The following is a 22,797-nucleotide window of genomic DNA, read 5'->3' as shown; positions in this document are numbered from 1 at the left end:
ACCTTCCGGAGCGTCAGAGCGGGGCCGGGACACTGGCGAACACCCCCTGGAGCTGGGCCATCACGGCGGTCCAGACGCCGGTCACCATGAGCAGGCCGAGCACGATGAGCACGGCGCCGCCGATGAGGTTGACGACGCGGATGTGGCGACGCAGGAACGACACCGAACGCGTCGCCCACCCGAATCCCAGGGTGAGGAGGAGGAACGGGATGCCGAGCCCCAGCGAGTACGCCACGCCCAGGAGCGCGGCGCGCGCGGCGGAGCCCGAGTCGAACGCCATCGTCAGGATCACGGCGAGGGTCGGGCCGATGCACGGCGCCCAGCCGATGCCGAGCGCGATGCCCAGCAGCGGTGCCCCGATGAGTCCGAGGTTGCCCCGCACCTGCGGCCGCGCGATGCGCTGCGCCATGCCGAACCACCCGATGAAGACGAGCCCCATCGCGATGATGACGACGCCGAGGATCCGGGTGATGAGGTCCTGGTACTCGAGCAGGAAACGGCCGAGGGTGCCGCCGAGCATCGCCATGCTGACGAAGACCACGGTGAACCCCGCGATGAACAGCAGCACGCCCAGCACCAGGCGCCCGCGCGCGGGCGCGTCATCACCCCCGCTCGTTGAACGAGCGAGGGACGAGCGAGACGAAACGCCCTGGGCGTCCGCGGAACGCGGGGGCGGAGCATCCGTCCCGACAGCAACGGGCGCCGGCCGCGGCGAGACCGCGCCGCCGATGAACCCGAGGTACCCCGGAACCAGCGGCAGCACGCAAGGCGACAGGAACGAGATGGCGCCGGCGAGGATCGCGATCGGGATGGCGATCAGCAGCGACCCGTCGGCGACCAGGGCGCCGAGGTTCACGACTCCTCCAAGGCGTCGCGCACGATGGTCTCGAGGATGGACGCCTCCTCGATCTGGCCGACCAGGCGCGCGGCGACGCGGCCCTGCTTGTCGAGCACGATCGTGACGGGCACGGCGTTGAGCGGGGTCTCCCCCGCGAAGGCGAGCTTGATCGAGCCGTCTTCGGTCGCCAGGGCGCTGGGGTACTCCACCCCGTACTTCTCGGCGAACGCCTGGGACGCCGCGGCGCCGTCGTACAGGTTCACCCCGAGGAATGCCACGCCCTGGTCCGCGAACTCCGCGTCGACCGCGGCCAGCTCGGGAGCCTCGACGCGGCACGGCGCGCAGCCGGCGTACCAGAAGTTCACGACGAGCACGTCGCCCTCATAGTCCGCGCTCGAGGTCGTGCCGCCCGTGTCGAGCACGCCCTCGAACTGCACGGGTTCGGTGCGATCGGCGGCCGGGATCTCGACGACGCGGAAGCCGTCGGCCGCGACGAAGCCCTTGTTGTCGCCCGAGCGGTACTGCTCGGCGAGGGGGTCGCTCGTGCACGCGGCGAGGCCGGCGATCAGCCCGACGACGAGGAGAGCGGATGCTGCGGCCCGCGCCTTCCGGAACCGCTCAGTCATACCGCCCCCACATCCACCGCACCGGCCGTCGACGCCGGCTCGGCGTAGGCGGTCTCGGTCCACGTGCCGTCGACCATCTCGAAACTCGTCACGCTCGACAGCGCGCAGCGCCGCGCGCGAGGGTCGTGCCGGAGCGGGAGCCCGGCGACCGCGAGGTGGGTGATCCAGATCGGGAGCTGATGCGACACGATGACGACGTCGCCGGAGTCCGCAGCATCCCATGCCGCGGTCATCGCCTTGTTCATGCGGCCCACGACGTCGGCGTACGGCTCGCCCCAGCTCGGCAGCGCGGGCTTGCGGAGGTGCCGCCAGTTCCAGGGATTGACGAGTGCCCGCGCCATGCGCTTGCCCTCGAAGACGTTGGTCGGCTCGATGACCCGCTCGTCGACGACGGGCTGGAGGCCGAAGATCTCGGTGAACGGCTCGGCCGACTCCTGCGTGCGCTGCAGGGGCGAGCTCACGAGCGTCGAGACCGGACGATCGAGCGACGCGATGTACTCGGCGGCCTGCCGGGCCATGTGACGGCCGTCGGCGCTCAGGCCGTATCCGGGGAGTCGCCCGTAGAGCACGCGGGCAGGGTTGTGGACCTCCCCGTGGCGCACGAGATGAAGGCGAGCGGCGGGCACCGGCCCAGTCTACGTGGGGCTCTTCTGTGGACCGGCTGAGCGTTCTCCCAGCTTCGGCGGGCTCCTCAGTCGAGCTCGGGCTCGGGACCGCGGGAGGTGCCGCGGGACTCGAGGAGTGCGCGGACCCGCACATAGAGGAACCAGGCGACCCCGATCACGGCGGCCGCGATGACGACGTACTGGAGGATGTCGGCATACCGCTCGACGATGTGCCACGACTCCCCGAGGAAGAAGCCCGAGAACACGAAGATCGAGTTCCACACCAGGCTTCCCGCCGCGGTGAGCAGCGTGAACCGCCACACCGGCATGCGGGTGATCCCCGCGGGGATGGAGATGAGGCTCCGGAAGATCGGGATCATGCGTCCGAAGAACACGGCCTTGCCGCCGTGGCGCCCGAACCACGCGACCGTGCGGTCGATGTCCTCCGGGTGCAGCAGCGGAACCTTGGCCGCGATCGCGCGCAGCCGCGCGATCCCGAGCCACGCGCCGATCCCGTAGAGGAGGAGGGCTCCGGCGACCGATCCGACGGTGGTCCACACCAGGGCCTCGACCAGCGAGAACGACCCGCGGCTGGCCGCGAGGCCGGCCATCGGCAGGATCACCTCGCTCGGCAGCGGGGGGAACAGGTTCTCCATCGCGATCGCGATGCCCGCTCCGGCGGGTCCGATCACGTCCATCAGGGAGACGGCCCAGTCCGCGAGGGCGGTGAGCCAGGAGCCGTCGGTCGTCGTCGCAGTCGTCATTCGTCGGATCCCGTCCGTCGGTGGCATTTTCGTGGCGGCGGCCGCGACCGTTCGGCGCGACGACGTCCACGCTACGGGGCGAGGATGAACGATTCCCGGGTGCAGACCCCCGGAAGCCGATGAATCTCGCGGGGTCGGATCGGGATCAGAGCGTCGAACCGGGAACCGCGGCCGAGGCGACCATGAACGCGGCGACGAGCGACAGCACGATCAGGGCGGCTCCCACGAGCGGCACCCAGAAGGCGAGGCGTCGCTTGACCATCAGCACGATCGCGACGATCACCGTCGCCACGAGCATCACCCACGGCAGGATCATGCCCATCAGCCACCCGAGGGTGATGAGATCGACGTTGCAGTCGCGGGCGCCGCACGAATCCGACGCCATCACGAGGAAGATCCCCATGAACGACGCCAGCGTCGCCAGGACCGCGTCGGCGACCAGCAGCACGATCGTGATCACGAGGTCGAGGACTTTCACCGGAGGCTTCGCCGGCGCCGCCCCCTCGGGGGACGGCCCGGAGGCGGGACCGCCCGGATAGGGAGGCGGAGCCGCCGCGGTCCCCGCCGGCGCGGGCTGGTCGGGTTCCGGCGTGGTCATGCCCGCATGGTAGCGGCGGGTGCGGATTTCGGCGAGAAGGCGAGCGCGGCGCGTCACCTAGACTTGTCGCTCGTGAGTGAACGCGTCCTCGTCAAGCAGCTTCAGGGTCTCCCCGACGGCCCGGTGTCCGTCTCCGGGTGGGTCGAGACCGTCCGCGATCAGAAGAAGGTGCAGTTCGTCATCCTCCGTGATGAGTCCGGCGCCGTGCAGCTGGTGAACCCGGCGACGCGCCCGGCAGAGGACGGCACGGAACAGGATGCTGCGGCTCTGGCCCTCACGGACCTCATCTCGAACCTCACCACGGGCACGTTCCTGACCGTGACCGGCGAGCTCAAGCACGACGAGCGCGTGAAGCTCGGCGGCGTCGAGATCAAGATCGGTGCGCTCGACATCGCGGCGGCGGCCCTTCCCGAGACGCCCATCGCGGCGGACTCGGGTCTGGACAAGCGCATGGACTGGCGCTTCCTCGACCTGCGCCAGCGCCGCAACAACCTCGTCTTCCGCGTGCAGACCACCCTCGAGCACGCCTTCCGCTCGTACTGGATCGAGCGTGACTACATCGAGGTGCACTCCCCCAAGCTCATGGCCTCGGCGTCCGAGTCCAACGCCGAGCTGTTCGAGGTGCCGTACTTCGAGGACAAGACCGCGTACCTCGCGCAGTCGCCGCAGTTCTTCAAGCAGATGGCGCAGGTCGCCGGCTTCGGCAAGATCTTCGAGATCGCTCCCGCCTTCCGCGCCGACCCCTCGTTCACGTCGCGCCACGCGACCGAGTTCACCTCGGTCGACGCCGAGATCAGCTGGATCGACTCCCACGAGGACGTCGCGCGCATGCAGGAGGAGCTCCTCCAGACCGCGTTCCAGGCCGTGAAGGACAAGCACGGCGCCGAGATCGAGGAGCTGTTCGGCCTCGAGGTGCAGGTGCCCGCGATCCCGTTCCCGCGCATCCCGCTCTCGGAGGCCCGCGAGATCGTGAAGAGCCGCGGTTACGAGATCCCCCGCACCGACGGCGACCTCGACCCCGAGGGCGAGCGCCAGATCTCGGCCTACGTCGAGGAGACCTACGGCCACCAGTTCGTCTTCATCACCGACTACCACCCTGAGATCCGCGCTTTTTACCACATGCGCGACGAGGAGACCGGGCTCACCAAGTCCTACGACCTCCTCTTCAAGGGCGTCGAGATCACGACGGGCGCCCAGCGCGAGCACCGCGTCGACGTGCTGATCGAGCAGGCGAAGGAGAAGGGGCTGGGTGCCGAGCACCTCGACTTCTACTTCGACTTCTTCCGCTACGGCGCCCCGCCCCACGGCGGGTTCGGCATGGGCCTGGCCCGCGTGCTCATGCTGCTGCTCGGGCAGGACTCGATCCGCGAGGTCACCTACCTCTTCCGGGGCCCCACGCGCCTCGCGCCCTGAGCGCACCTCGTCACGGCTTCAGCGGTCAAGCATGCGTCGGCGTGCCTGGCCGCTTGCTGTTGCCGCATCCGTCCGCTGTCCTCGGCGGCACCCGGCGGTCGCCGCACGAGATGCCTGCGCCAGATCTCCTGATCCGGAGGACGGATGCTGCCGCTCAGGCGGTCAGCGCCGCGCGCAGGCGGTCGGGCGACACACGCCAGTGCCCGTGCAGCTCGCCGTCGATGAGCACCACGGGGATCTTCTCCCACCACGTCGCGTAGAGGGAGGGATCGTCGGCGATCGAGAGCTCCTCGACGTCGACCGCGTCCTCGGGCAGCTCCGCCACGACGGTCTCGACGACCTCGCGTGCGACATCGCACAGGTGGCAGTCGGGCTTGCCGATGAGGGTGAGGGTCCTCACGCGCGTCGTCAGGACTCGACCGGGAAGCCGGCCGCGATCCACTCGTTGGTGCCGCCGTCGACGTTGGTGACGTCGTAGCCGCGCGCCTCGAGGGCCTCGACCACGCGACCCGAACGGCCGCCGATCGCGCAGATGACGTCGAATGCGCCGTCGGGCAGCTCGTCGAGGCGACCGCCGATGACCGACATCGGGATGTTGACCGCGCCGGGCACGTGTCCTGCGGCGTACTCGTCGACCTCGCGGACGTCGATGAGCGGGGTCTCGACGCGCTCGCGCAGCTGCTGGACGGTGATGGACTTCATGACGGCCTCTCGGGGTCGCGGGCTCTGCGGGCACGGATACACGAAGCGCCCGTCCGGAGACAGGCGCTTGGTGCGGATGCCGCTTACTTCTTGTTGCGGCGCTGGTGGCGAGTCTTGCGAAGCAGCTTGCGGTGCTTCTTCTTCGCCATGCGCTTGCGGCGCTTCTTGATGACAGAACCCACGGAAAACCTCACTAGATCGGGGTCTGGACGCGGCTGGCCGCGCCCGGGAACGGGGCAAAGGAAAAAATGCCTCGGAACAGTCTAGCCGACGTCGGCGATCGGCCGTTGCAGAGCCTCGGTGACCGCGGACTCGGGCACACGGTAGCTGCGGCCGAAGCGCACCGCGGGCAGCTCGCCCGAGTGCACGAGGCGGTAGACCGTCATCTTCGAGACCCGCATCAGCTCGGCGACCTCGGCCACCGTGAGGAAGCGCACGTCCGGCAGTTCAGCCATGTCGATCCCCTTCCCCAGAAGTGCTGCAGTCACTCTAGAGCGCGCGCGACCCGCGTGTAAACACAGAGACGGGAGTGAATCCTGTGACAAGTGATGCCCGTGGGGCGATCACGTCTCGGGTCGCTGCCGGCGCTCGCTCCGCTGACGCCTCGCGAGACCGCACGACAGCACCGCCACGCCCGGCGGCACGGTGCTGTCGTGCGGTCTCGTCACGTGGCGACGACGACGGAGACGGATGCGGCGGGCCGCAGCATCCGTCCTCACATGTCAGCGTCCGGGGAGGCGCTTGAAGGCGTTCTCGAGCGCGTGCTTCGCGGAGGCGGCGGCGCGGCCCACGACCTCGGCCGCGTGCGCGGCGGAATCCGGCAGGGCCGGGGCCATGCCGTCGTCCTCGATGCCGCCGTCGCCGAGGAAGGGCACGAGCCAGTCGTCGACCTCGTCGAGCGGTGCGGCGGAGAGGCTGTAGTAGCGGTGCTGGCCCTCTTCGCGCACCGACACCAGGTGAGCGTCGCGCAGCACCTTGAGGTGCTTCGAGACGGTCGGCTGGCTGGCGCCGAGCTCCGTCACGATGTGCGACACGCTGGTGCCGCGCTCTCCGGCGGATGATCGATCGAGCAGCAGTCGCAGGATGTCGCGACGCGTTCCGTCTGCGATCACGTCGAAGATGTCCGCCATGTGCTCAGATTAGTCGGGAGCCCAGCGGAGTACCATGAGCGAGACCGCCGGGCCGCCCGCACGAGGACCGTTCGCACCAGGAGGAACCCCGTATGACGGATGGCAGGCGCGCCGCCCCCGTCTCAGGCACGAGCCCGCTGCGCGCCCTCGGCCACGGGTTCATGGAGTTCTTCCGCGACCTCACCCAGCGCTCCCCCGCCCGGTTCGCGATCCTCATCTTCCTGTCGCTGATCCTCGTCTTCACCGGTCTCTTCTCGCTCCCCGTCGCCGCCGCGAACGGCCAGGTCACCCCGTTCGCCGACGCCTTCTTCACCGCCGTGTCGACGATCTGCGTCACCGGTCTCGCGACGGTCGACATGGCGACGCACTGGTCGCCGTTCGGCCACGTGCTCGTGTTCGTCGGCGTCCAGATCGGTGCGCTCGGCGTGCTGACGCTCGCCTCGATCCTCGGCCTGGTGATCTCGCGTCGCCTCGGCCTGCGCGCGAAGCTCATCGCGGCGAGCGACTCGAATCCGCTCCGCACGCACGGCGGACCGGTCAACGAAGGCCAGACGGTGCAGCTCGGCCAGATCGGCAGCCTGCTCGCGACGGTCGCGCTGTCGACGCTCGTCATCGAGGTGATCATCGCGATCCTCCTCTACCCCGGGCTGCTGCTCGCCGGCGTTCCCTGGAATGTGGCGTTGTGGGAGGCGCCGTACTTCGCGGCGATGTCGTTCACGAACACGGGCTTCACGCCGAACGCGGAGGGCCTCGCGCCGTTCCGCCACGACTACTTCTTCCTCACCGTCCTGATGGCCGGGGTGTTCCTCGGCTCCATCGGATTCCCGGTGATCTACACCCTCCTGCGGCAGCGGTGGCGGGTACGGCGGTGGTCGCTGCACGCGAAGCTCACGATCATCACGACGGTGTCGCTGTTCTTCCTCGGCGGTGTCGTCTTCCTCGTCCTCGAGTACGACAACCTGCTCACCCTCGGCACCAACGACGCGTGGGACACGACCTTCCAGGCGTTCTTCCTGTCGGCGATGACCCGATCCGGCGGCTTCGCCATCCTCGACATCGGGGAGCTCAACCAGTCGAGTCTCCTGGTCGCGTGCATGCTGATGTTCGTCGGCGGCGGCTCGGCGTCGACCGCCGGCGGCATCAAGGTGACGACGCTCGCCGTCATCGCACTCGCCGTCATCTCCGAGGCGAAAGGGCGAGCATCGAACCAGGTGTTCGGCCGGCGCATCCCCAGCGACGTGCTGCGGGTCGCCCTCTCGGTCGTCGCCTGGGGATCGACGATCGTCGCGATCTCGACGATCATCATCACCCAGATCACCAAGGCCGATCTCGGCGACGTCCTCTTCGACGTCATCTCGGGGTTCGCCACCGTCGGCTTGTCGACCGGGCTCACCGCCGAACTCCCGGATCCCGCGGTCTACGTGCTGGCGATCACGATCGTCATGGGCCGCGTTGGTACAGTGACACTCGCCGCGGCGGTGGCCGCGTCATCCCGATCGCAGCTGTACTCGCTGCCGGTGGAAAGGCCGATCGTTGGTTGAGCGGATGAGGGGCGATGCGCCCGTTCTCGTGATCGGACTCGGGCGCTTCGGCGCCGCCTGCGCGGGTGAGCTCGACCGGCTCGACCGCGAGGTGCTCGCCATCGACGACAACCTCGACCTCGTGCAGAAGTGGTCGGAGCGCGTCACGCACACGGTGCAGGCCGACGCCCGCAACATCGACGCGCTGAAGCAGATCGGCGCCCAGGACTTCTCCGTCGCGGTCGTCGCGGTCGGCTCGTCGATCGAGGCATCCGTCCTCATCACGGCCAACCTGGTCGACCTCAAGGTGCCGCAGATCTGGGCCAAGGCGGTCTCGCAGTCGCACGGCAAGATCCTCGCCCGCGTCGGGGCGAACCACGTGATCTACCCCGAGCGCGAAGCGGGCGAGCGCGTCGCGCATCTCGTGAGCGGCCGCATGCTCGACTTCATCCGGTTCGACGACGACTTCGCCCTCGCGAAGCTCTACCCGCCGAAGTTCATCCGGGGCGTCGGCCTCAACGAGTCGGGCGTGCGCACGAAGTACAACGTGACGGTCGTGGGCGTGAAGAGCCCGGGCAAGCCCTTCCGCTACGCCGAGGCGAACACCGTGGTCACCAACCACGACCTCATCATCGTGTCGGGCACCAACTCCGACATCGAGCGCTTCGCGTCCCTCGAGCGCTGAGAGATCGAGGACGAGCCGAACCTCAGCCTCCGGCGGCGAGCTCCTTCGCACGCGCCAGCGCCGCGTCGGTGGCTTCGGCGAACACGTCGTCGAGACGGGCATCCTGGAGCACCGCGATGGCGCGCTCGGTGGTGCCCTTCGGGCTGGTCACGCGCCGGCGGAGCTCGGCGGGATCGTCACCGGATGCCTCGAGCAGCGCCGCGGCGCCGATGAAGGTCTGCTCCGCCATGAGCCGCGCCTCCGGCTGGGCGAACCCCTTGGCGACGGCGGCCTTCGTGAACTCCTCCACGAGCAGGAAGAAGTAGGCCGGACCCGACCCCGAGATCGTGGACAGCGCGTCGATCTGCGACTCGGGCACCTCGACGACGGTGCCGACGGTCTCGAACAGCCGGCGGACCGTGGCGACCGCGGTGTCGTCGGCGCGCGAGCCCGCGGCGAGCCCTGTGACGCCGCGACCGACGAGGGCGGGGGTGTTCGGCATCGAGCGCAGCACGGCGGCGCCGTCATCCAGGATCTCCTCGAACGTCGCGATCGTGACGCCGGCAGCCAGGCTCACCACGATGGTGCCGGGCTGCAGCGCCGGCGCGATCTCCCGCAGCAGGTCCGGCACCATGACCGGCTTGACGCCCACGAGCACGACGCCCGCGGCGGCCGCAGCATCCGTGTTCCCGGCCGGATCCGCCTCGAGCGCCACGCTCGTCACTCCCGCGAGACCGTCCAGCTCGGCCGCCTTGGCGCGGGAGCGGTTCGTCGTCGTCACTCCCCCGGTCGCGAGGCCCGAGCGCGACAGGCCGCGGGCGATCGCCCCGCCCATGGAGCCGGCGCCGAGGATCGCGATGGGCGGGAGGGCGGTGGTGTCTGCTGCCATGGGTCCGATCCTACGAGCCCACCCGTGTCCGCAATTCAGGATGGTTGCTCCACGCACACGCGTCGAGACGCGGAAGCACGGGGGGCGCACCCCATCCCGACGCCGTCCATCCTGAATTGGGAACGCGTAGGCCAACATAGGTGTTGACTTATATAAGTCTGAGCGCAAATATGGTCCCGTGCATGCGCTCGACATCCTCGGAGACCCGGTGCGCCGGCGCATCCTCGAACTCCTGGCGGAGGGCGAGCGCAGCGCCGGCGAGATCGGCGAGCAGGTGCAGCGCGAGTTCGGCATCTCGCAGCCCGCGGTGTCGCAGCATCTGCGGGTACTGCGCGAGTCGGGCTTCGCGACGGTGCGGCCGGAGGGCGCCCGCCGCCTCTACGCCCTCGCGCCGGAGCCGCTCGAGAACGCCGCGGCCTGGTTCGACCCGTTCCGGCAGTTCTGGCAGCCGCGCCTCGACGCCCTCGGCACCGAGCTCGCCCGCGGTCGCCGCGCCCGGCGTCTCGCCGAACAGGACACCGCCGGCGACACCCCCCACCCCGATACCGACGAAACCGACACGACCCAGCCCCAGGAGGATTGACATGGTCGACGTACAGAGCCAGCTCGCCGCGGTGAGCCGCGAGATCGCGAGCGAAGAGGTCGACGGGTTCCCGTCGCGCGTGCAGACGCTCGCGCAGTCGTATCCGTCCCCCATCGACGACGTGTGGGATGCCGTCACCAGCGCGGACCGGATCGCACGGTGGTTCCAGCCGATCTCCGGAGACCTCATGCTCGGCGGCCGCTACCAGATCGAGGGCAACGCCGGCGGCGAGATCCAGGAGTGCGCGCCTCCCACCCACGGCGCCGCGCACTACAAGGCGACGTGGGAGTACGGCGGCGGGGTGACGTGGCTCACGGTGCGGCTCACCGCGGAGGGCGACGATGCGACCCGCTTCGAGCTGGAGCACATCGCCCGCACCGACGACGTGCCCGCCGGGTTCTGGGACCTCTACGGCCCCGGCGCCACGGGTGTCGGCTGGGACGGCGGGCTCCTCGGACTCTGTCTGCACCTCACCGGCGGCGGCGGGCCGAAGCCCGAAGAGGCCGAGGCGTGGGCGTTCACGGACGAGGGCCGCGCGTTCTACCGCGGCGCCGCCGATGCGTGGGGTGCCGCGCACGTCGCCGACGGCGCCGATCCCGCCGCCGCTGCGAGAGCCGCCGAGAACACGTTCGCGTTCTACACCGGCCAGACCCCGCCATCCACGGAGGAGTGACAGGATGCCGCGGGCCACGGCATCCCGAACATGAAACCTGATTCACAGGATCCGGCGGCCGGTCTATTCTCGTGAGTGGGCGGGGGCGCAGGAGCTTCCGCAGGACGTGGGAGGCACCCGATATGACCCTCTTCGACGGCATCGCCGCGCGCATCGTCGAGACGCCCGGCCTGTCGGTGAACGTGCTGGAGCGCACCGCGGACGACCCGGCCACACCGCCCGACCGCACGGTGGTGCTCATCCACGGGAACGCCTCCTCCTCGCTCTTCTGGCAGGAGCTGATGGAGGACCTTCCCCACGACCTCCGGGTGATCGCGATCGATCTGCGCGGCTACGGCGGTACCGAGCACGCGCCGATCGACGCGACGCGCGGCGTGCGGGACTTCAGCGACGACGTGCACGCGACGCTCGCGGCCCTCGGCATCCCCACCGCCCACCTCGTCGGCTGGTCGCTGGGCGGCGCTGTCGTCATGCAGTACGCGCTCGACCACCCCGTGCTGAGCCTCACACTGGAAGCGCCGGTGTCGCCGTACGGCTTCGGCGGCACCCGTCGCGACGGCACACGTCTCACCGCTGACGACGCCGGCACGGGCGGAGGCGCCGGCAACCTCGACTTCGTGCAGCGGCTCATCGACCACGACACGTCGACCGACGCGCCGACGTCGCCTCGCAACGTCTTCCGCGCTCACTACGTCGCCGCGGGATTCGAGACCGATCACGAGGACGTCTGGGTCGAGTCGATGCTCACGACCTCCACCGCGACCGGCAACTATCCGGGCGACTCGGTCCCCAGCGAGAACTGGCCGGGCTTCGCCGCCGGCACGATCGGCGTGCTCAACACGATCACCCCCGCCCATCACGACGTGTCGGGCATCGTCGAGCTCTCCGAGAAGCCGCCGATCCTCTGGATCCACGGGGCGCTCGACCTCATCGTGTCGGACGCCTCGCTCTACGACTACAACAACCTCGGCAAGCTCGGCATCGTGCCGGACTGGCCGGGCGAGCAGATCGCACCGCCGCAGGAGATGGTGTCGCAGACGCGCGACGTCCTCGCGCGCTACTCCGAGGCGGGAGGCGAGGTGACCGAGATCGAACTCCCCGACACCGCCCACACGCCGCACCTCGAGCGCCCGGCCGAGTTCCGCCACGCGCTGCTCGAGGTCATCGGGTACGTCGGGCACCCGCACGATCCCGCCCCGCCGACCGAAGCGATCATCCTGCGCTCCTCCAACTGACGCCGGACCCGTCGCAGGCCGCGGCCTGCGCATGACGCGGGTCGCAGCATCCGTAGACTCATCCGCATGAGTGCTTCCGGCGGCGGCAAGGCGATCCTCGCGGCGTTCCTGGCCAACATGGGCATCGCCCTGGCGAAGTTCATCGCGTGGTTCCTGTCGGGCTCGGCGTCGATGCTCGCCGAGGCCATCCACTCGGTCGCCGATTCGGGCAACCAGCTGCTCCTCATGCTCGGCGGGCGCAAGGCGAAGAAGAAGGCCGACCGCGAGCACCCGTTCGGCTACGGCCGCGAGCGGTACGTGTATGCGTTCGTCGTGTCGATCATCCTGTTCTCGGTCGGCGGTCTGTTCTCGATCTACGAGGGCATCGACAAGCTCACCCACCCGCACGAGCTCGAGAACGCGTGGATCCCGATCGCGGTGCTCGTCGTCGCGATCGTGCTCGAGTCGTTCTCGCTGCGCACGGCGGTGAAGGAGAGCAACCACGTGCGGGCCGAGGGGCAGTCGTGGGTCTCGTTCGTGCGGCACGCGAAGGCGCCGGAACTGCCCGTCGTCCTCCTCGAAGACATCGCAGCGCTCGCCGGCCTCGTGTTCGCGCTGTTCGGCGTCGGCATGACCGTGATCACGCACAACCCGCTGTTCGACGCGATCGGCACGCTCATGATCGGCACGCTGCTGATCCTCGTGGCCATCACGCTCGGAATCGAGACCAAGAGCCTCCTCGTCGGCGAGGGTGCGACCGACGCCGATCACGACCGCATCGTGGACGCGATCAACGACGGGCCCGAGGTCGAGAAGATCATCCACATCAAGACGCTGTATCTCGGCCCCGACGAGCTGCTCGTGGCGGCCAAGCTCGGCTTCGCGTCGGATGCGCCGCTCGTCCACATCGCGTCCGACATCGACCGCATCGAGGCGCGCGTGCGTGCGGCGGTGCCGGCGGCGCGCGTCATCTACTTCGAGCCCGACGTCTACCGGCCCGGCGACGACGCGACTCCGCCCACGTCGGAGTTCGTCATCAAGTCGGCCGACTGACCGCTCGACAGGCACCGCACCCGCCATGGAATACTGCATCTTCACCGAGCCCCAGCAGGGAGCGAGCTACGACGATCAGCTCGCCTTCGCGCAGGCGGCCGAGCGTCTCGGCTTCGACGGCTTCTTCCGCTCCGACCACTACCTGCACATGGGCGACGGCGACGGACTCCCTGGTCCCACCGACGCGTGGACCACGCTGGCAGGGCTCGCGCGCGAGACGTCGCGCATCCGCCTCGGCACGCTCGTGTCGTCGGCGACGTACCGGGTTCCGGGGCTGCTGGCGATCCAGGTGGCTCAGGTCGACGCGATGTCGGGCGGCCGTGCCGAGCTCGGCCTCGGCACGGGGTGGTTCGGTCGCGAGCACGAGGCCTACGGCATCCCGTTCCCGGCCAGGCGGTTCGGGCTCCTCGAGGAGCAGCTCGCGATCGTGACCGGCCTGTGGTCGACCCCGGTCAACGAGACCTACAGCTTCGCGGGTGAGCACTACCGGCTGACGGACGCCCCGGCGCTGCCGAAGCCGGTTCAGCCCCGGGTTCCCGTCATCGTGGGCGGCGGCGGGCCGAAGCGCACCCCCGAGCTCGCCGCGCGGTTCGCGACGGAGTTCAACATCGGCTTCCGGTCGGAGGCGGAGTCGGCGGAGAAGTTCGCCGGCGTGCGCGCCGCGTGCGAGCGCATCGGTCGCGACCCTGAATCGCTCAAACTCTCTGTGGCGCTGCCGACGCTGGCCGGGGCATCCGCTTCCGAACTCGACCGGCGTGCCGAGAACCTCGGCCGCACCGTCGACGAGCTCCGCGGCGACGTGAACATCGTCGGCACCCGCGACGAGATCGTCGCGAAGGTCGAGCGGCTGGTGGCGATCGGCGCGCAGCGCGTCTACTTCCAGATCATGGACCTGCAGGACGTCTCACACGTCGAGTACCTCGGCGAGGTGCTCCCCCACCTCCCCCGGTGACGTTCAGGGCAGCGCCCATTCCTCGGGGCTGAAGAGCATCACGAAACCCCCGTCGGCGAAGTTTGCGATGTCGGCGGCGGCGGCTTGCCCTTCAGGCGAGCCGAGCGCCGCCAAGGCCGAGTCCCTGGATTCGAAGAGGAGTTCGCCCATCATGTAGAACTCCGGAGTGGTCCCGTCGAGCGACTCGGTGCGCCCCGCACTGAGGCGTACCAGCCCGGGGATGCGGGCGGCGATGGGCATATGGGTGTTCCGGTAGTACTCGTCGAAAGCGGCCGGATCGGCGGGGTGCCGGTATCCGACATTGATGCGATAGGTCACGTTGATTACCCCCTGCCTCGTGGGCGTGCCGGATCCCGGAATCGGGTCCGGCACTTCCCGGTGAGTTGTGCCCCGTAAGCGCTGATTGTGGCCGTAGGTCGACCCGCGCGCCAGAGGGTCCCCGTCGAAGTCGACGTCTGCGCGCGCGATCGCCTCGGTGGGCGGAGCTAAACCGGCAGGCGGTACGAGGGCAGGCCGCGCCGGCGGATCAGCCACTCGGCGAAGACGAGGTTCGGGAGCCAGCACAGGAACGGCACCGCGGCGTAGGCGTTCGCGAAGGCGGAGTCGAGTTCCCACGGCTGCCCGAGCACGAGCGGCGCCATCAGCAGCAGCGGCAGCCAGATGCGCAGCATCACGCCGGAGTAGGTCAGTGCATAGTTGCGGATCATCCACGCCTGATGGCTCGGCACATCGCCGTGCCGGATGGCGCGATAGGCGCGCCATCCGGTGACGAGCCACAGCACGGCGAGCGCACCGAACCCGAAGAAGCCGACATAGCCGGCGGGGCTCGAAGGCGCGATCACGAGGCCGCCCAGAGCGCCGATCCCCACCGCGACGAGGTACACGCGACCGATCCACCGGTGCACGCGCGGGGCCCGGGTGCGCAGGCCGCGCCAGAACTGCAGCGGTCCGGTGACGAGCGCCGTCGCCCCGCCGACGATGTGGACGTACAGCGCGCCCTGCACGAACGGGTGCACCGCGGCGTACGTCGGCGCGAGGCCGACGTCCTGCCCGGCGAGGTCGGCCAGCGACGCGGTGAAGTACGGCACGGCGGAGTATGCGACGATCGCGATCGCCGTCAGCAGGACGAACGTCCAGCCGACGCGGGAGCGGCTACGGCCCTGCCGCGCGACGGCGGGGGCGGTCCGGACGGGTTCGATGAGGCGGGTCATGGCCGACACGCTAGGCCCGCAGCCGAGCGGCCCAGCAGGGTGCTGTCCCCCCGAACCCGCGGGGCTGTCCCCCGTATCAGCGGCGCGCGTCGAAGAAGCTGCGAAGGAGAGCGGATGCTGCGTCCTCGCGCACGCCCGCGACGACCTCTGCCCGATAGGGCAGGCGCCGGTCGCGCACGACGTCGTACACCGAGCCCGCGGCGCCGGCCTTCTCGTCCCAGGCGCCGAAGACGAGCCGCGAGACGCGCGACTGGAGCACGGCGCCGGCGCACATCACGCAGGGCTCGAGGGTCACGACGAGCGTGCACCCCTCGAGGTTCCAGTTGCCGCGAGCCGCCGCCGCCGCGCGAAGAGCCACGACCTCTGCGTGCGCGGTCGGGTCGTGCAGGGCCTCGCGAAGGTTGCGGCCTTCGCCGATCACCGTGCCGGCAGCATCCGTCACCACCGCCCCCACGGGAACGTCCCCCGCCTCGCCCGCCACCGCGGCGAGCGCCAGCGCGCGGTCCATCGCGGCGAGGTCGGCGGGGGCGGTGAGCACAGCACGAGCGTAGCCGCCCGCGAAGAAGTCGCCCCGGGTGCGGGCGTGCCGACGCACTAACCTGTCTCTATGCGCCTGCACGTCGCCGATCACCCCCTCATCACCCACAAGCTCACGGTGCTGCGCGACCAGCGCACCCCTTCGCCGGTGTTCCGCCAGCTCACCGAGGAACTCGTGACGCTGCTCGCCTACGAGGCGACGCGCAACGTCCGAGTCGCGCCGATCGAGATCGAGACGCCCGTCACGACGACGACCGGTGTGCGCATCGACGACCCGCGGCCGCTCGTCGTGCCGATCCTTCGCGCCGGGCTGGGCATGCTCGAGGGCATGGTCAAGCTCCTGCCCACTGCAGAGGTCGGCTTCCTCGGCATGGCGCGCAACGAAGAGACCCTCGAGCCCACGACGTACGCCGAGCGTCTGCCCGACGACCTGAGCGACCGCCAGTGCTTCGTCCTCGACCCCATGCTCGCGACCGGCGGCTCGCTGGGCGCGGCCATCGACTTCCTGTTCAACCGCGGGGCGCAGGACGTCACCGCGATCTGCATCCTCGGGGCCCCCGAGGGCGTCGCGGCGATCGAGAAGCAGGTCGCCGGACGCGACGTCACCCTCGTGCTGGGCGCGCTCGACGAGCGCCTCAACGAGAAGGGCTACATCGTGCCCGGGCTCGGCGACGCCGGCGACCGGCTGTACGGCACGGTCTGACCCGCGACATCCGCACGATCACACGATCGGCACGCGGCGCACGTCCGACGCCACGGCGACCTCGGCGGTCGTCGCACCGCGACCGACCACGGCGACGGGTGTGAGCGGGCGTCCGTTGAAGCGTGTCGCGGTGACCGTCGTGTACGCACCCATCGTCGGACTCACCAGCAGGTCGCCGACCGCCAGGTCGGGCAGCAGCACCTCGCGCGCGATCACGTCCGACGAATCGCAGGTCGGGCCTGCGAGGGTCGCCCAGCGGTGGTTCGCCGCGTCCGGCGTGCCCGTGAGATCGCGCTCGGCGAACACGAGCGGGTGCACGTCCTCGGTGAGGACGTTCGAGTAGGAGCCGTAGAGCCCGTCGTCCAGGTAGTACCAGCGACCGTCGCCGCGCTCGGCGATGCCCACGACGCTCGTGACCAGGGTCATCGCGTCGGCCACCATCACCCGGCCGGGCTCGGCGATGATGTCGAGCTTCCGCGCGTGCGGCTCGAGCACCGGACGGAGCACGGCGGCGACGTCTTCGACGGCCGCCGACTCGGAGTCGTACGACGCCGGAAAGCCGCCGCCGATGTCGAGGGTGTCGAACTGCACGTTGAGGCGCCGCTCGAGGATGCCCATGAGCTCGAGCGTGTCGGCGGCGGCCGTGGCGAAGCGGGCCGGATCGTCCAGCTGGCTGCCCACGTGATAGCTGAAGCCGGCCACCGTGATGCCCGCAGCATGCGCACGCTCGACGAGATGCGCCGCCTCGAACGGCCCGACGCCGAACTTGCTCGACAGGTCGCTCTTCGCGTGCGGGCTGCGGTAGGCGAGACGCACGAGCAGCCGCGTGTCGCTCGGCGCACCGCGGAACTTCTCGATCTCGACGTCGTTGTCGACAACGAAGGTGCGCACCCCCGCGGCCAGCGCCTCGGCGATCTCGGCGGGCTTCTTGATCGGGTGCGTGTGGATGATGCGGGATGCCGCGACGCCGCGTCGCGTCAGCATCGCCAGCTCCTCGCCGGTCGCCACGTCGAACCCGCAGCCGGCATCGTCGAGGACGTCGAGCACGGTGTCGTGGGCAAGCGCCTTGACCGCGTAGTGGAACCCGACGAACGGCAGCGCATTGCGCAGGTGCCTGTACTGCCGGCGCACGCGCTCCGGGTCAAGCAGCAGCAGCGGTGTGCCGTGCAGCGCGAGGGCCGCGCGAGCCGCGACGGACGACAGCAGAGCGGATGCCTCGTCCCGGCGCCTGCTCTCGAACGCCCGGGTCGTGCGGGGCTCACGCCGGAGCGCTGCGAGGTTCACGTCGGCACCTCCTTCGCGCCCGAGGAGCGGCGTGCGTCGCGCAGGCCGGTCCGGGCGGTGACGGTGAAGGCGCCGGCGGCGATCGCGTAGAACACGATGTCGGCGGCGATCTTGCCGGCGAGCATGCCCCACAGCGGATCGGGGATGAGCCACACGCCGAGCATCAGTGCCGCCGGGCGCACCAGGAAGGTGTCGAGCAGCTCGGCCGCGCCGAACTCCGCCACCAGCAGCACCGCGGTGCGGCCGACAGCCCGTCGGCGTGTCACCGAGACGCGCGCCTGCTCGATGTAGATCGTGACCGCGAGCACGGCATAGAAGCCGATGATCTCGCCGAGGAGGGCCGCCACGGCGATGAGCGGCGCCGCGTCGGTCCCGAGCGTGGCGAGGAGTCCCGCGACCACCATCGCGGCGGTTCCGGCGATCTCGGCGGGCAGGTAGCGGACGATCCAGAAGACGATCCCGCGGCTCCGGGGCGCAGCATCCTGCGTCGTCGGGGTCTGGACTGCCGCCTCATGCGTGGTCGCGATCGTCGCGAGCGGCTGGTCGATCGTGGTCATGTCGTCCTCCTCCGTGTGTCAGAGGAGCGAGCGCAGACCGTGATACCGGAGATGCGACGGCGCGGCATCCGCCCCTCGCCGAACGGATACCGCGCCAGTGCGCTTTTTACGACGCGTGGCAAGGCTACGTGGCCGGAATTTTCCGTCCAAAGGGGTTGACTTCGGCCACGGGGGCGGTGTACCGATCCACCTCTCGAACGCGCGGCCCGCGCGCCGCGTCAGTCGCCGAGCGGGGGCTCCTGCGGGTTGCGACGACCGGTCTCCCGCTCCCAGAACTCCAGCTGCTGGGTCAGTGCCTTCGCGAGCTCGAACACCTGGTCGGGTGGGATGCGGATGCGGCTGACCACGCGCGCCGGGACGACCGTGTGGCGCTGGCCGGTCTCGGCGTCGACCTGCTCGCGCGGCGGCTGTGCGAGGGTGAGGAAGTCCATCACGAACACCGTCGGCGTGTGCCAGACGTTCGCGAAGTCGGCGTAGTTGCCGCCGATGAGCTCGGGCGGGAGGTCGATCTCGAACTGCTGCGAGGCGTCGTCGGCCATGCGGGCTCCTGTTCGGCGGGTGTCTCGTCCCTGACCGGTGCGAGACGCTCGGGGGCTGTCGTGTGCGACGTGTTCGACGTGTGCGCGAGTCTACGCGGGCCTCAGCCCCGGCCGACCAGCCGTGCGAAACCGCTCAGTCGGGCCACGCCCTCAGGGGTGTAGGGCAGGTCGTCGAGGAGCCCCGGCGAGTACACGACGTACGCCGTGTGCATCGCGCGCGAGATGGCGACGTTGAGGCGATTGCGCAGCAGCAGGAACTCGAGCCCCCGCGGGGCGTCGCGCCCGCTGGAAGCCGCCAGCGACACGATCGCGACGGCGGCCTCCTTGCCCTGGAACTTGTCGACCGTGCCGACGGGCACATCGGGGAATCCTGCTGCGGCGAGAGCCGCCTCGACTGCGACCTGCTGCGCGTTGTACGGCGTGACGACGATGAGGTCCTGCTGCTCGAGCGGCCGCGGCGGCACCGCGACCGAGGAGCCGTCCGTGTCGGAGGTGGCGGCATCCGTCCACTCCCGTCCGATCAGATCGGTGACCAGGCGGGCGACCTCCGCAGCCTCTTCGAGCGACTGCGTGGCGTTGCCGTGGTGGCGCACCGCGATCGGCACGAGGCCCGCGGGGACGCCGCCGAGGCGCCGCAGCGCCGTCGAGGGGTGCGCCTCGAGCGCGCCGCGATACGACAGCGTCGACACGGGCGCCGCGACCTCGGGTCGCATCCGCCGGGTCTGGGCGAGGAAGTACCCGTACTCGGGCGGGATGACGTCGGCGCCGTCCATCACCCAGCCGAGCGCCGACGTGTCGACGGGAGCGGGGTGCGTGCCCTGGCTCACCTGCGGCAGCTGCTGCGGATCGCCGAGCAGCAGCAGCCGGGGCGCGGCGAGCGACACCGCGATCGTCGACGCGAGCGAGAACTGGCCGGCCTCGTCGACGACGAGGAGGTCGAGGCTCCCGCGCGGCACGCGGCCCTCGTGGCTGAAGTCCCACGCGGTGCCGCCGATGACGTAACCGGATGCCTCGTGCTCGGCCGTGAAGGCAGCCACGCCGTTCTTGGGGAGCACGGTGAACCCGTGCCCGGCCGTCGCGTCCTTCGGCGCCTTGCCCACCTGGACCGCCGGCACCCCCGCCGCGATGACGCGGTCCAGGAGGTGCTCGATGGTCGCGTGCCCCTGGGCGACCACGCCGACCTTGTACCCGTGGTCGCGCACGAGGCGGGCGATCACGTGGGAGCCGACGTACGTCTTGCCGGTTCCCGGCGGGCCCTGCACGGCGAGGTAGCTGCGGTCGAGGTCGCGCACGGCGCGGGCGATGGCGTCGACCGGGTCGTCGCCCACCGCGGGAAGGGTTCCCGTGAGGGTGCGCGGCGGACGACGGCACAGGATGTCGGTGGCCGGATCGGCCGGAAGCTCCGGCGCCGCCGCGATGACGGCGTCGGCCCACGCGTCGATCGCCTTCTGCTGGTTGCCGGCGGCGGGCGGCGCCTGCGGGGTGAGCGCGAGGGGCAGTTCGCTCCAGGTCACTCCGTCGACCGCGGTCTCTTCGATCACCGCGCCGTCGTCGAGCACCTCGACGACGGCCACCGACCGGTACGCGTGGATCCACCGCGGCGACGCCTCGAACGGGAACGGTGCGGGCAGCTCGTACAGCGCGAACGGGTTCGTGCCCTCGCTGATCCGCGTGCCGGGGGCGAGGTCGCCCCGCAGCTCGACGATGCGCCGCTCACCGCCCTTGCCGCTCTCGAGGAAGTGCCAGTCCTCGCGCACGACGCTGCGCGCGGGATCGATCGCGACGACGTCGCGGGTCTCGTCCCACAGCGAGACGGGCTCGCGCAGCCGCAGGAAGTGCGTGGCCCAGAACGATTTCGCCTCGCGCGGGTAGTAGTCGATCGCCGCAGCGCCGAGCCGCAGCGAGCGCGCGGCCACCGAGTCGTCGGGGTGAGCGAGGGCGAGCGCGTCGAGCAGCGTCGCGCGCGGCGACGGCTCGTACGCCCGCTCGTCGGGCTCGGGGTTCGGCGACGGCACGAGCTGCGCCTCGCGCGCACGGTCGACGAGCCAGTCGCGCAGGCGCCGGGTCGAGACGCAGTCGTAGCGGTTGTAGTCGGCGAGGTCGTCGAACACGAGGCCTGCCTCGGCCTCGGCGCCGTCGGCCTGCAGCGCACGCGCCTCGACGTAGCGGACGATCGAGTCGTCGCCCTTCTGCACGTCGCTCGTGCGCACCTCGTCGCCCATGTAGAGCGGCTCGAGCTTCTTGATCGAGTACGAGCGGGAGCCGACGCGCAGTGCCCGGCGCACGATCGGGTACAGGTCGACGAACACGCCGTCGCGCAGGAGGCGGTCGACGTCGGCCTCGCGCACGCCGTGGCGCGCCGCCATCGCGAGCAGGTGCGTCGGCTCGTACGGCGCGTAGTGGTAGATGTGCATGCCGGGGAACTGCTGCCGGCGGAGGTGCACGATGTCGAGGAACGTCTCGAGCGCCCGCTTCTCGTCGGCGAACGAGTGCGCCCACAGCGCGGTGTACTGCTCGCGGGTGTCGACCCACCCGAACAGGTAGTCGATGCCCCACTGCGTGGGCTCCCCCGGCGTCGGCGGCTCGGTGTGCAGCGGGTCGCCCTCGAAGTCGAAGAACAGGTCGCCGTGGTCGGGCCGCGGAAGCGCGCCGAGCGCCTGGGGGGCGACGACCTCGAACACCGGGATCGGCGGAGCAGGAACTGCCACAGGAGCCTCCAGCACGGCCGCCACCGTCGCCTGGGCGACCGAGGCGCCGTCCGTGGCGAGCGCGCTCTCCGCCACGACGACCTCGTGCGGCACGGGCTTCGGCGCGATGAGCGGCGGGGTGCCCGCCGGGCTCTCGAGCTGCAGGCGCGCCTGCGTGCGCAGCGACGCGAACACGTCGGGATTCATGCCCGCCGGCCCGCCCGGCGCCCCGGCGAGCTGCTCGATCGTCTCGATGCCGGCGGCGCGCAGCCGCTCGCGCTGCACGGGGCGCATCCCCGCCACGAGCAGCAGATCGCGCGATGCCACGACCTCCGCGTCGCACGTCGCGCAGCGCCCGCACGCGACGACGCCGAGCTCGCCCCGCGGGTCGCCCCACGCGATCGGCTCCCCCGCCGCTCGGAGGTCGAGGCGGCGGTCCGCGATGAGCGCGGCGAGCCGTTCGCGCCGCAGCGCGAACACGGGCAGCAGATCGTCGACCTCGTGTTCGCTGACGCTGCCGTCGCCGAGCAGCAGCTGCACCCGGCCGGAGCGCGCGACCCCGAGGCGGTCGAGCTGGTCGACGTATGCGGCCAGCTGCATGAGCGCGGTCACGCGGGCGTGGCGCGCGAGCTTGGTGTCCTGCACGAGCCAGCGCCCGGCGTCGTCGCGGACGAGGAAGTCCGCGAAACCGACGAACGACTCGGTCGAGAACGCGGCCTGGTAGACGACCTCGGCCTCCGAGGCGAGGGCGGCGTTCGTCTGGGCGACCGCGTCGGCGAGGGCCGCAGCATCCGACGATCGCGTCTCGGGGATCTCGACCACGCGATCCCCGTAGCGCTCGATGTAGTCGGCGAGCACCCGACGCTCGTGCACCGTGCCGAGGCGTCCCGCGCGCTCGAGAGTCAGGTCTTCCGGGTCTTCGACCGCGGCGACGCGCCCGAGCCGCGCGTCGATCGCGCGCAGCCACGCGAACTCGCACTCCGCGGCGGTCTTGAGATCGCTCGCGCTCCAGACGATCCGGCCTTCGTCCTCGATGTATCGCATACCCCGCCCTT

At 70.6% G+C, this 22,797-nt stretch carries 27 protein-coding genes; 9 read left to right on the top strand and 18 right to left on the bottom strand.

The features are described 5' to 3' along the window. Positions 1–13 precede the first annotated feature (13 nt). From AC3A46_RS13570 to AC3A46_RS13550, 5 genes are all read right to left on the bottom strand, one after another. Entirely contained in the window at positions 14–856 is an 843-nt protein-coding gene (locus tag AC3A46_RS13570; RefSeq protein WP_487665658.1) for a cytochrome c biogenesis CcdA family protein, read from the bottom strand. Further along, positions 853–1,464, bottom strand: a complete 612-nt coding sequence (locus AC3A46_RS13565; protein ID WP_487665657.1) for a TlpA family protein disulfide reductase — start codon at positions 1,462–1,464, stop codon at positions 853–855. The genes AC3A46_RS13570 and AC3A46_RS13565 overlap by 4 nt, the downstream gene beginning before the upstream one ends. After that, positions 1,461–2,090, bottom strand: coding sequence for a histidine phosphatase family protein (locus AC3A46_RS13560; RefSeq protein ID WP_487665656.1), 630 nt, complete (start codon positions 2,088–2,090; stop codon positions 1,461–1,463). The genes AC3A46_RS13565 and AC3A46_RS13560 overlap by 4 nt, the downstream gene beginning before the upstream one ends. Before the next feature lie 65 nt (positions 2,091–2,155). After that, positions 2,156–2,833: a DedA family protein gene (locus AC3A46_RS13555; RefSeq protein WP_487665655.1), complete on the bottom strand. Its 678-nt coding sequence runs from the start codon at positions 2,831–2,833 to the stop codon at positions 2,156–2,158. A 145-nt stretch (positions 2,834–2,978) separates the two neighbouring features. Next, positions 2,979–3,431 carry a DUF6264 family protein gene (locus AC3A46_RS13550; RefSeq protein WP_487665654.1) on the bottom strand — a complete coding sequence of 151 codons (453 nt, stop codon included), beginning with the start codon at positions 3,429–3,431 and terminating at the stop codon, positions 2,979–2,981. 72 nt (positions 3,432–3,503) lie between these two features. On the opposite strand from AC3A46_RS13550, the gene aspS reads away from it, so the two are divergent. Beyond that, positions 3,504–4,844 carry an aspartate--tRNA(Asn) ligase gene (gene aspS / locus AC3A46_RS13545; protein WP_487665653.1) on the top strand — a complete coding sequence of 447 codons (1,341 nt, stop codon included), beginning with the start codon at positions 3,504–3,506 and terminating at the stop codon, positions 4,842–4,844. Between the two features lie 154 nt (positions 4,845–4,998). On the opposite strand, the gene AC3A46_RS13540 is transcribed toward aspS, so the two are convergent. The 5 genes from AC3A46_RS13540 to AC3A46_RS13520 all read right to left on the bottom strand — a co-directional run bounded on the left by AC3A46_RS13540 (position 4,999) and on the right by AC3A46_RS13520 (position 6,676). Next, the gene (locus AC3A46_RS13540; RefSeq protein ID WP_487665652.1) at positions 4,999–5,244 is read right to left on the bottom strand and encodes a glutaredoxin family protein; all 246 of its coding nucleotides are present in this window, start codon (positions 5,242–5,244) and stop codon (positions 4,999–5,001) included. 8 nt (positions 5,245–5,252) lie between these two features. Continuing rightward, positions 5,253–5,546: a rhodanese-like domain-containing protein gene (locus AC3A46_RS13535; RefSeq protein WP_487665651.1), complete on the bottom strand. Its 294-nt coding sequence runs from the start codon at positions 5,544–5,546 to the stop codon at positions 5,253–5,255. Positions 5,547–5,629: 83 nt separating this feature from the next. Further along, the gene (locus tag AC3A46_RS13530; protein ID WP_003792170.1) at positions 5,630–5,728 is read right to left on the bottom strand and encodes a 30S ribosomal protein bS22; all 99 of its coding nucleotides are present in this window, start codon (positions 5,726–5,728) and stop codon (positions 5,630–5,632) included. Between the two features lie 81 nt (positions 5,729–5,809). Beyond that, positions 5,810–6,001: a helix-turn-helix domain-containing protein gene (locus AC3A46_RS13525; protein ID WP_019182077.1), complete on the bottom strand. Its 192-nt coding sequence runs from the start codon at positions 5,999–6,001 to the stop codon at positions 5,810–5,812. A gap of 267 nt (positions 6,002–6,268) precedes the next feature. Then, positions 6,269–6,676, bottom strand: coding sequence for an ArsR/SmtB family transcription factor (locus AC3A46_RS13520; RefSeq protein WP_487665650.1), 408 nt, complete (start codon positions 6,674–6,676; stop codon positions 6,269–6,271). A gap of 161 nt (positions 6,677–6,837) precedes the next feature. On the opposite strand from AC3A46_RS13520, the gene AC3A46_RS13515 reads away from it, so the two are divergent. Both AC3A46_RS13515 and AC3A46_RS13510 read left to right on the top strand, forming a co-directional pair. Next, on the top strand, positions 6,838–8,217 hold the full coding sequence (locus tag AC3A46_RS13515; RefSeq protein WP_487665665.1) for a TrkH family potassium uptake protein: 1,380 nt from the start codon (positions 6,838–6,840) through the stop codon (positions 8,215–8,217). A 4-nt stretch (positions 8,218–8,221) separates the two neighbouring features. Then, the gene (locus AC3A46_RS13510) at positions 8,222–8,881 is read left to right on the top strand and encodes a potassium channel family protein (RefSeq protein WP_374226639.1); all 660 of its coding nucleotides are present in this window, start codon (positions 8,222–8,224) and stop codon (positions 8,879–8,881) included. A gap of 22 nt (positions 8,882–8,903) precedes the next feature. Here the strand turns inward: AC3A46_RS13510 and proC are convergent, their stop codons facing one another. Beyond that, on the bottom strand, positions 8,904–9,749 hold the full coding sequence (gene proC / locus AC3A46_RS13505) for a pyrroline-5-carboxylate reductase (RefSeq protein WP_487665649.1): 846 nt from the start codon (positions 9,747–9,749) through the stop codon (positions 8,904–8,906). 178 nt (positions 9,750–9,927) lie between these two features. On the opposite strand from proC, the gene AC3A46_RS13500 reads away from it, so the two are divergent. From AC3A46_RS13500 to AC3A46_RS13480, 5 genes are all read left to right on the top strand, one after another. Further along, positions 9,928–10,332, top strand: coding sequence for an ArsR/SmtB family transcription factor (locus tag AC3A46_RS13500; protein WP_487665648.1), 405 nt, complete (start codon positions 9,928–9,930; stop codon positions 10,330–10,332). Between the two features lies 1 nt (position 10,333). After that, complete coding sequence (locus AC3A46_RS13495) at positions 10,334–11,005, top strand: SRPBCC domain-containing protein (RefSeq protein ID WP_487665647.1); 672 nt, start codon at positions 10,334–10,336, stop codon at positions 11,003–11,005. 122 nt (positions 11,006–11,127) lie between these two features. Next, positions 11,128–12,240: an alpha/beta hydrolase gene (locus AC3A46_RS13490; protein WP_487665646.1), complete on the top strand. Its 1,113-nt coding sequence runs from the start codon at positions 11,128–11,130 to the stop codon at positions 12,238–12,240. Between the two features lie 66 nt (positions 12,241–12,306). Next, on the top strand, positions 12,307–13,272 hold the full coding sequence (locus tag AC3A46_RS13485) for a cation diffusion facilitator family transporter (protein ID WP_487665645.1): 966 nt from the start codon (positions 12,307–12,309) through the stop codon (positions 13,270–13,272). Positions 13,273–13,297: 25 nt separating this feature from the next. Continuing rightward, positions 13,298–14,224, top strand: a complete 927-nt coding sequence (locus AC3A46_RS13480) for an LLM class F420-dependent oxidoreductase (RefSeq protein WP_487665644.1) — start codon at positions 13,298–13,300, stop codon at positions 14,222–14,224. Positions 14,225–14,227: 3 nt separating this feature from the next. Here the strand turns inward: AC3A46_RS13480 and AC3A46_RS13475 are convergent, their stop codons facing one another. From AC3A46_RS13475 to AC3A46_RS13465, 3 genes are all read right to left on the bottom strand, one after another. After that, on the bottom strand, positions 14,228–14,542 hold the full coding sequence (locus AC3A46_RS13475) for an EthD family reductase (protein ID WP_487665643.1): 315 nt from the start codon (positions 14,540–14,542) through the stop codon (positions 14,228–14,230). Positions 14,543–14,709: 167 nt separating this feature from the next. Then, positions 14,710–15,435, bottom strand: coding sequence for a DUF2306 domain-containing protein (locus AC3A46_RS13470; protein WP_487665642.1), 726 nt, complete (start codon positions 15,433–15,435; stop codon positions 14,710–14,712). A 76-nt stretch (positions 15,436–15,511) separates the two neighbouring features. Beyond that, positions 15,512–15,943 (bottom strand): nucleoside deaminase, encoded by a 432-nt coding sequence (locus tag AC3A46_RS13465; protein WP_487665664.1) that lies wholly within the window; start codon positions 15,941–15,943, stop codon positions 15,512–15,514. Positions 15,944–16,042: 99 nt separating this feature from the next. Here AC3A46_RS13465 and upp point away from each other — a divergent pair, with 99 nt between their 5' ends. Continuing rightward, the gene (upp, locus tag AC3A46_RS13460; protein ID WP_487665641.1) at positions 16,043–16,675 is read left to right on the top strand and encodes a uracil phosphoribosyltransferase; all 633 of its coding nucleotides are present in this window, start codon (positions 16,043–16,045) and stop codon (positions 16,673–16,675) included. Positions 16,676–16,693: 18 nt separating this feature from the next. Here the strand turns inward: upp and AC3A46_RS13455 are convergent, their stop codons facing one another. From AC3A46_RS13455 to AC3A46_RS13440, 4 genes are all read right to left on the bottom strand, one after another. Further along, positions 16,694–17,959 carry a type III PLP-dependent enzyme gene (locus tag AC3A46_RS13455; RefSeq protein WP_487665640.1) on the bottom strand — a complete coding sequence of 422 codons (1,266 nt, stop codon included), beginning with the start codon at positions 17,957–17,959 and terminating at the stop codon, positions 16,694–16,696. Continuing rightward, the gene (locus AC3A46_RS13450) at positions 17,956–18,516 is read right to left on the bottom strand and encodes a hypothetical protein (protein ID WP_487665639.1); all 561 of its coding nucleotides are present in this window, start codon (positions 18,514–18,516) and stop codon (positions 17,956–17,958) included. Before AC3A46_RS13450 ends, AC3A46_RS13455 begins: the two co-directional genes overlap by 4 nt. A gap of 218 nt (positions 18,517–18,734) precedes the next feature. Then, entirely contained in the window at positions 18,735–19,055 is a 321-nt protein-coding gene (locus AC3A46_RS13445; RefSeq protein ID WP_045296530.1) for a DUF3467 domain-containing protein, read from the bottom strand. Between the two features lie 101 nt (positions 19,056–19,156). Next, entirely contained in the window at positions 19,157–22,786 is a 3,630-nt protein-coding gene (locus AC3A46_RS13440; protein WP_487665638.1) for a TM0106 family RecB-like putative nuclease, read from the bottom strand. Between the last annotated feature and the right edge of the window lie 11 nt (positions 22,787–22,797).

This window comes from Microbacterium sp. Soil_C_42 (assembly GCF_057656735.1).
The sequence above is the reverse complement of the archived record's forward strand: the minus strand, read 5'-3'. Positions and strand labels throughout refer to the sequence as shown.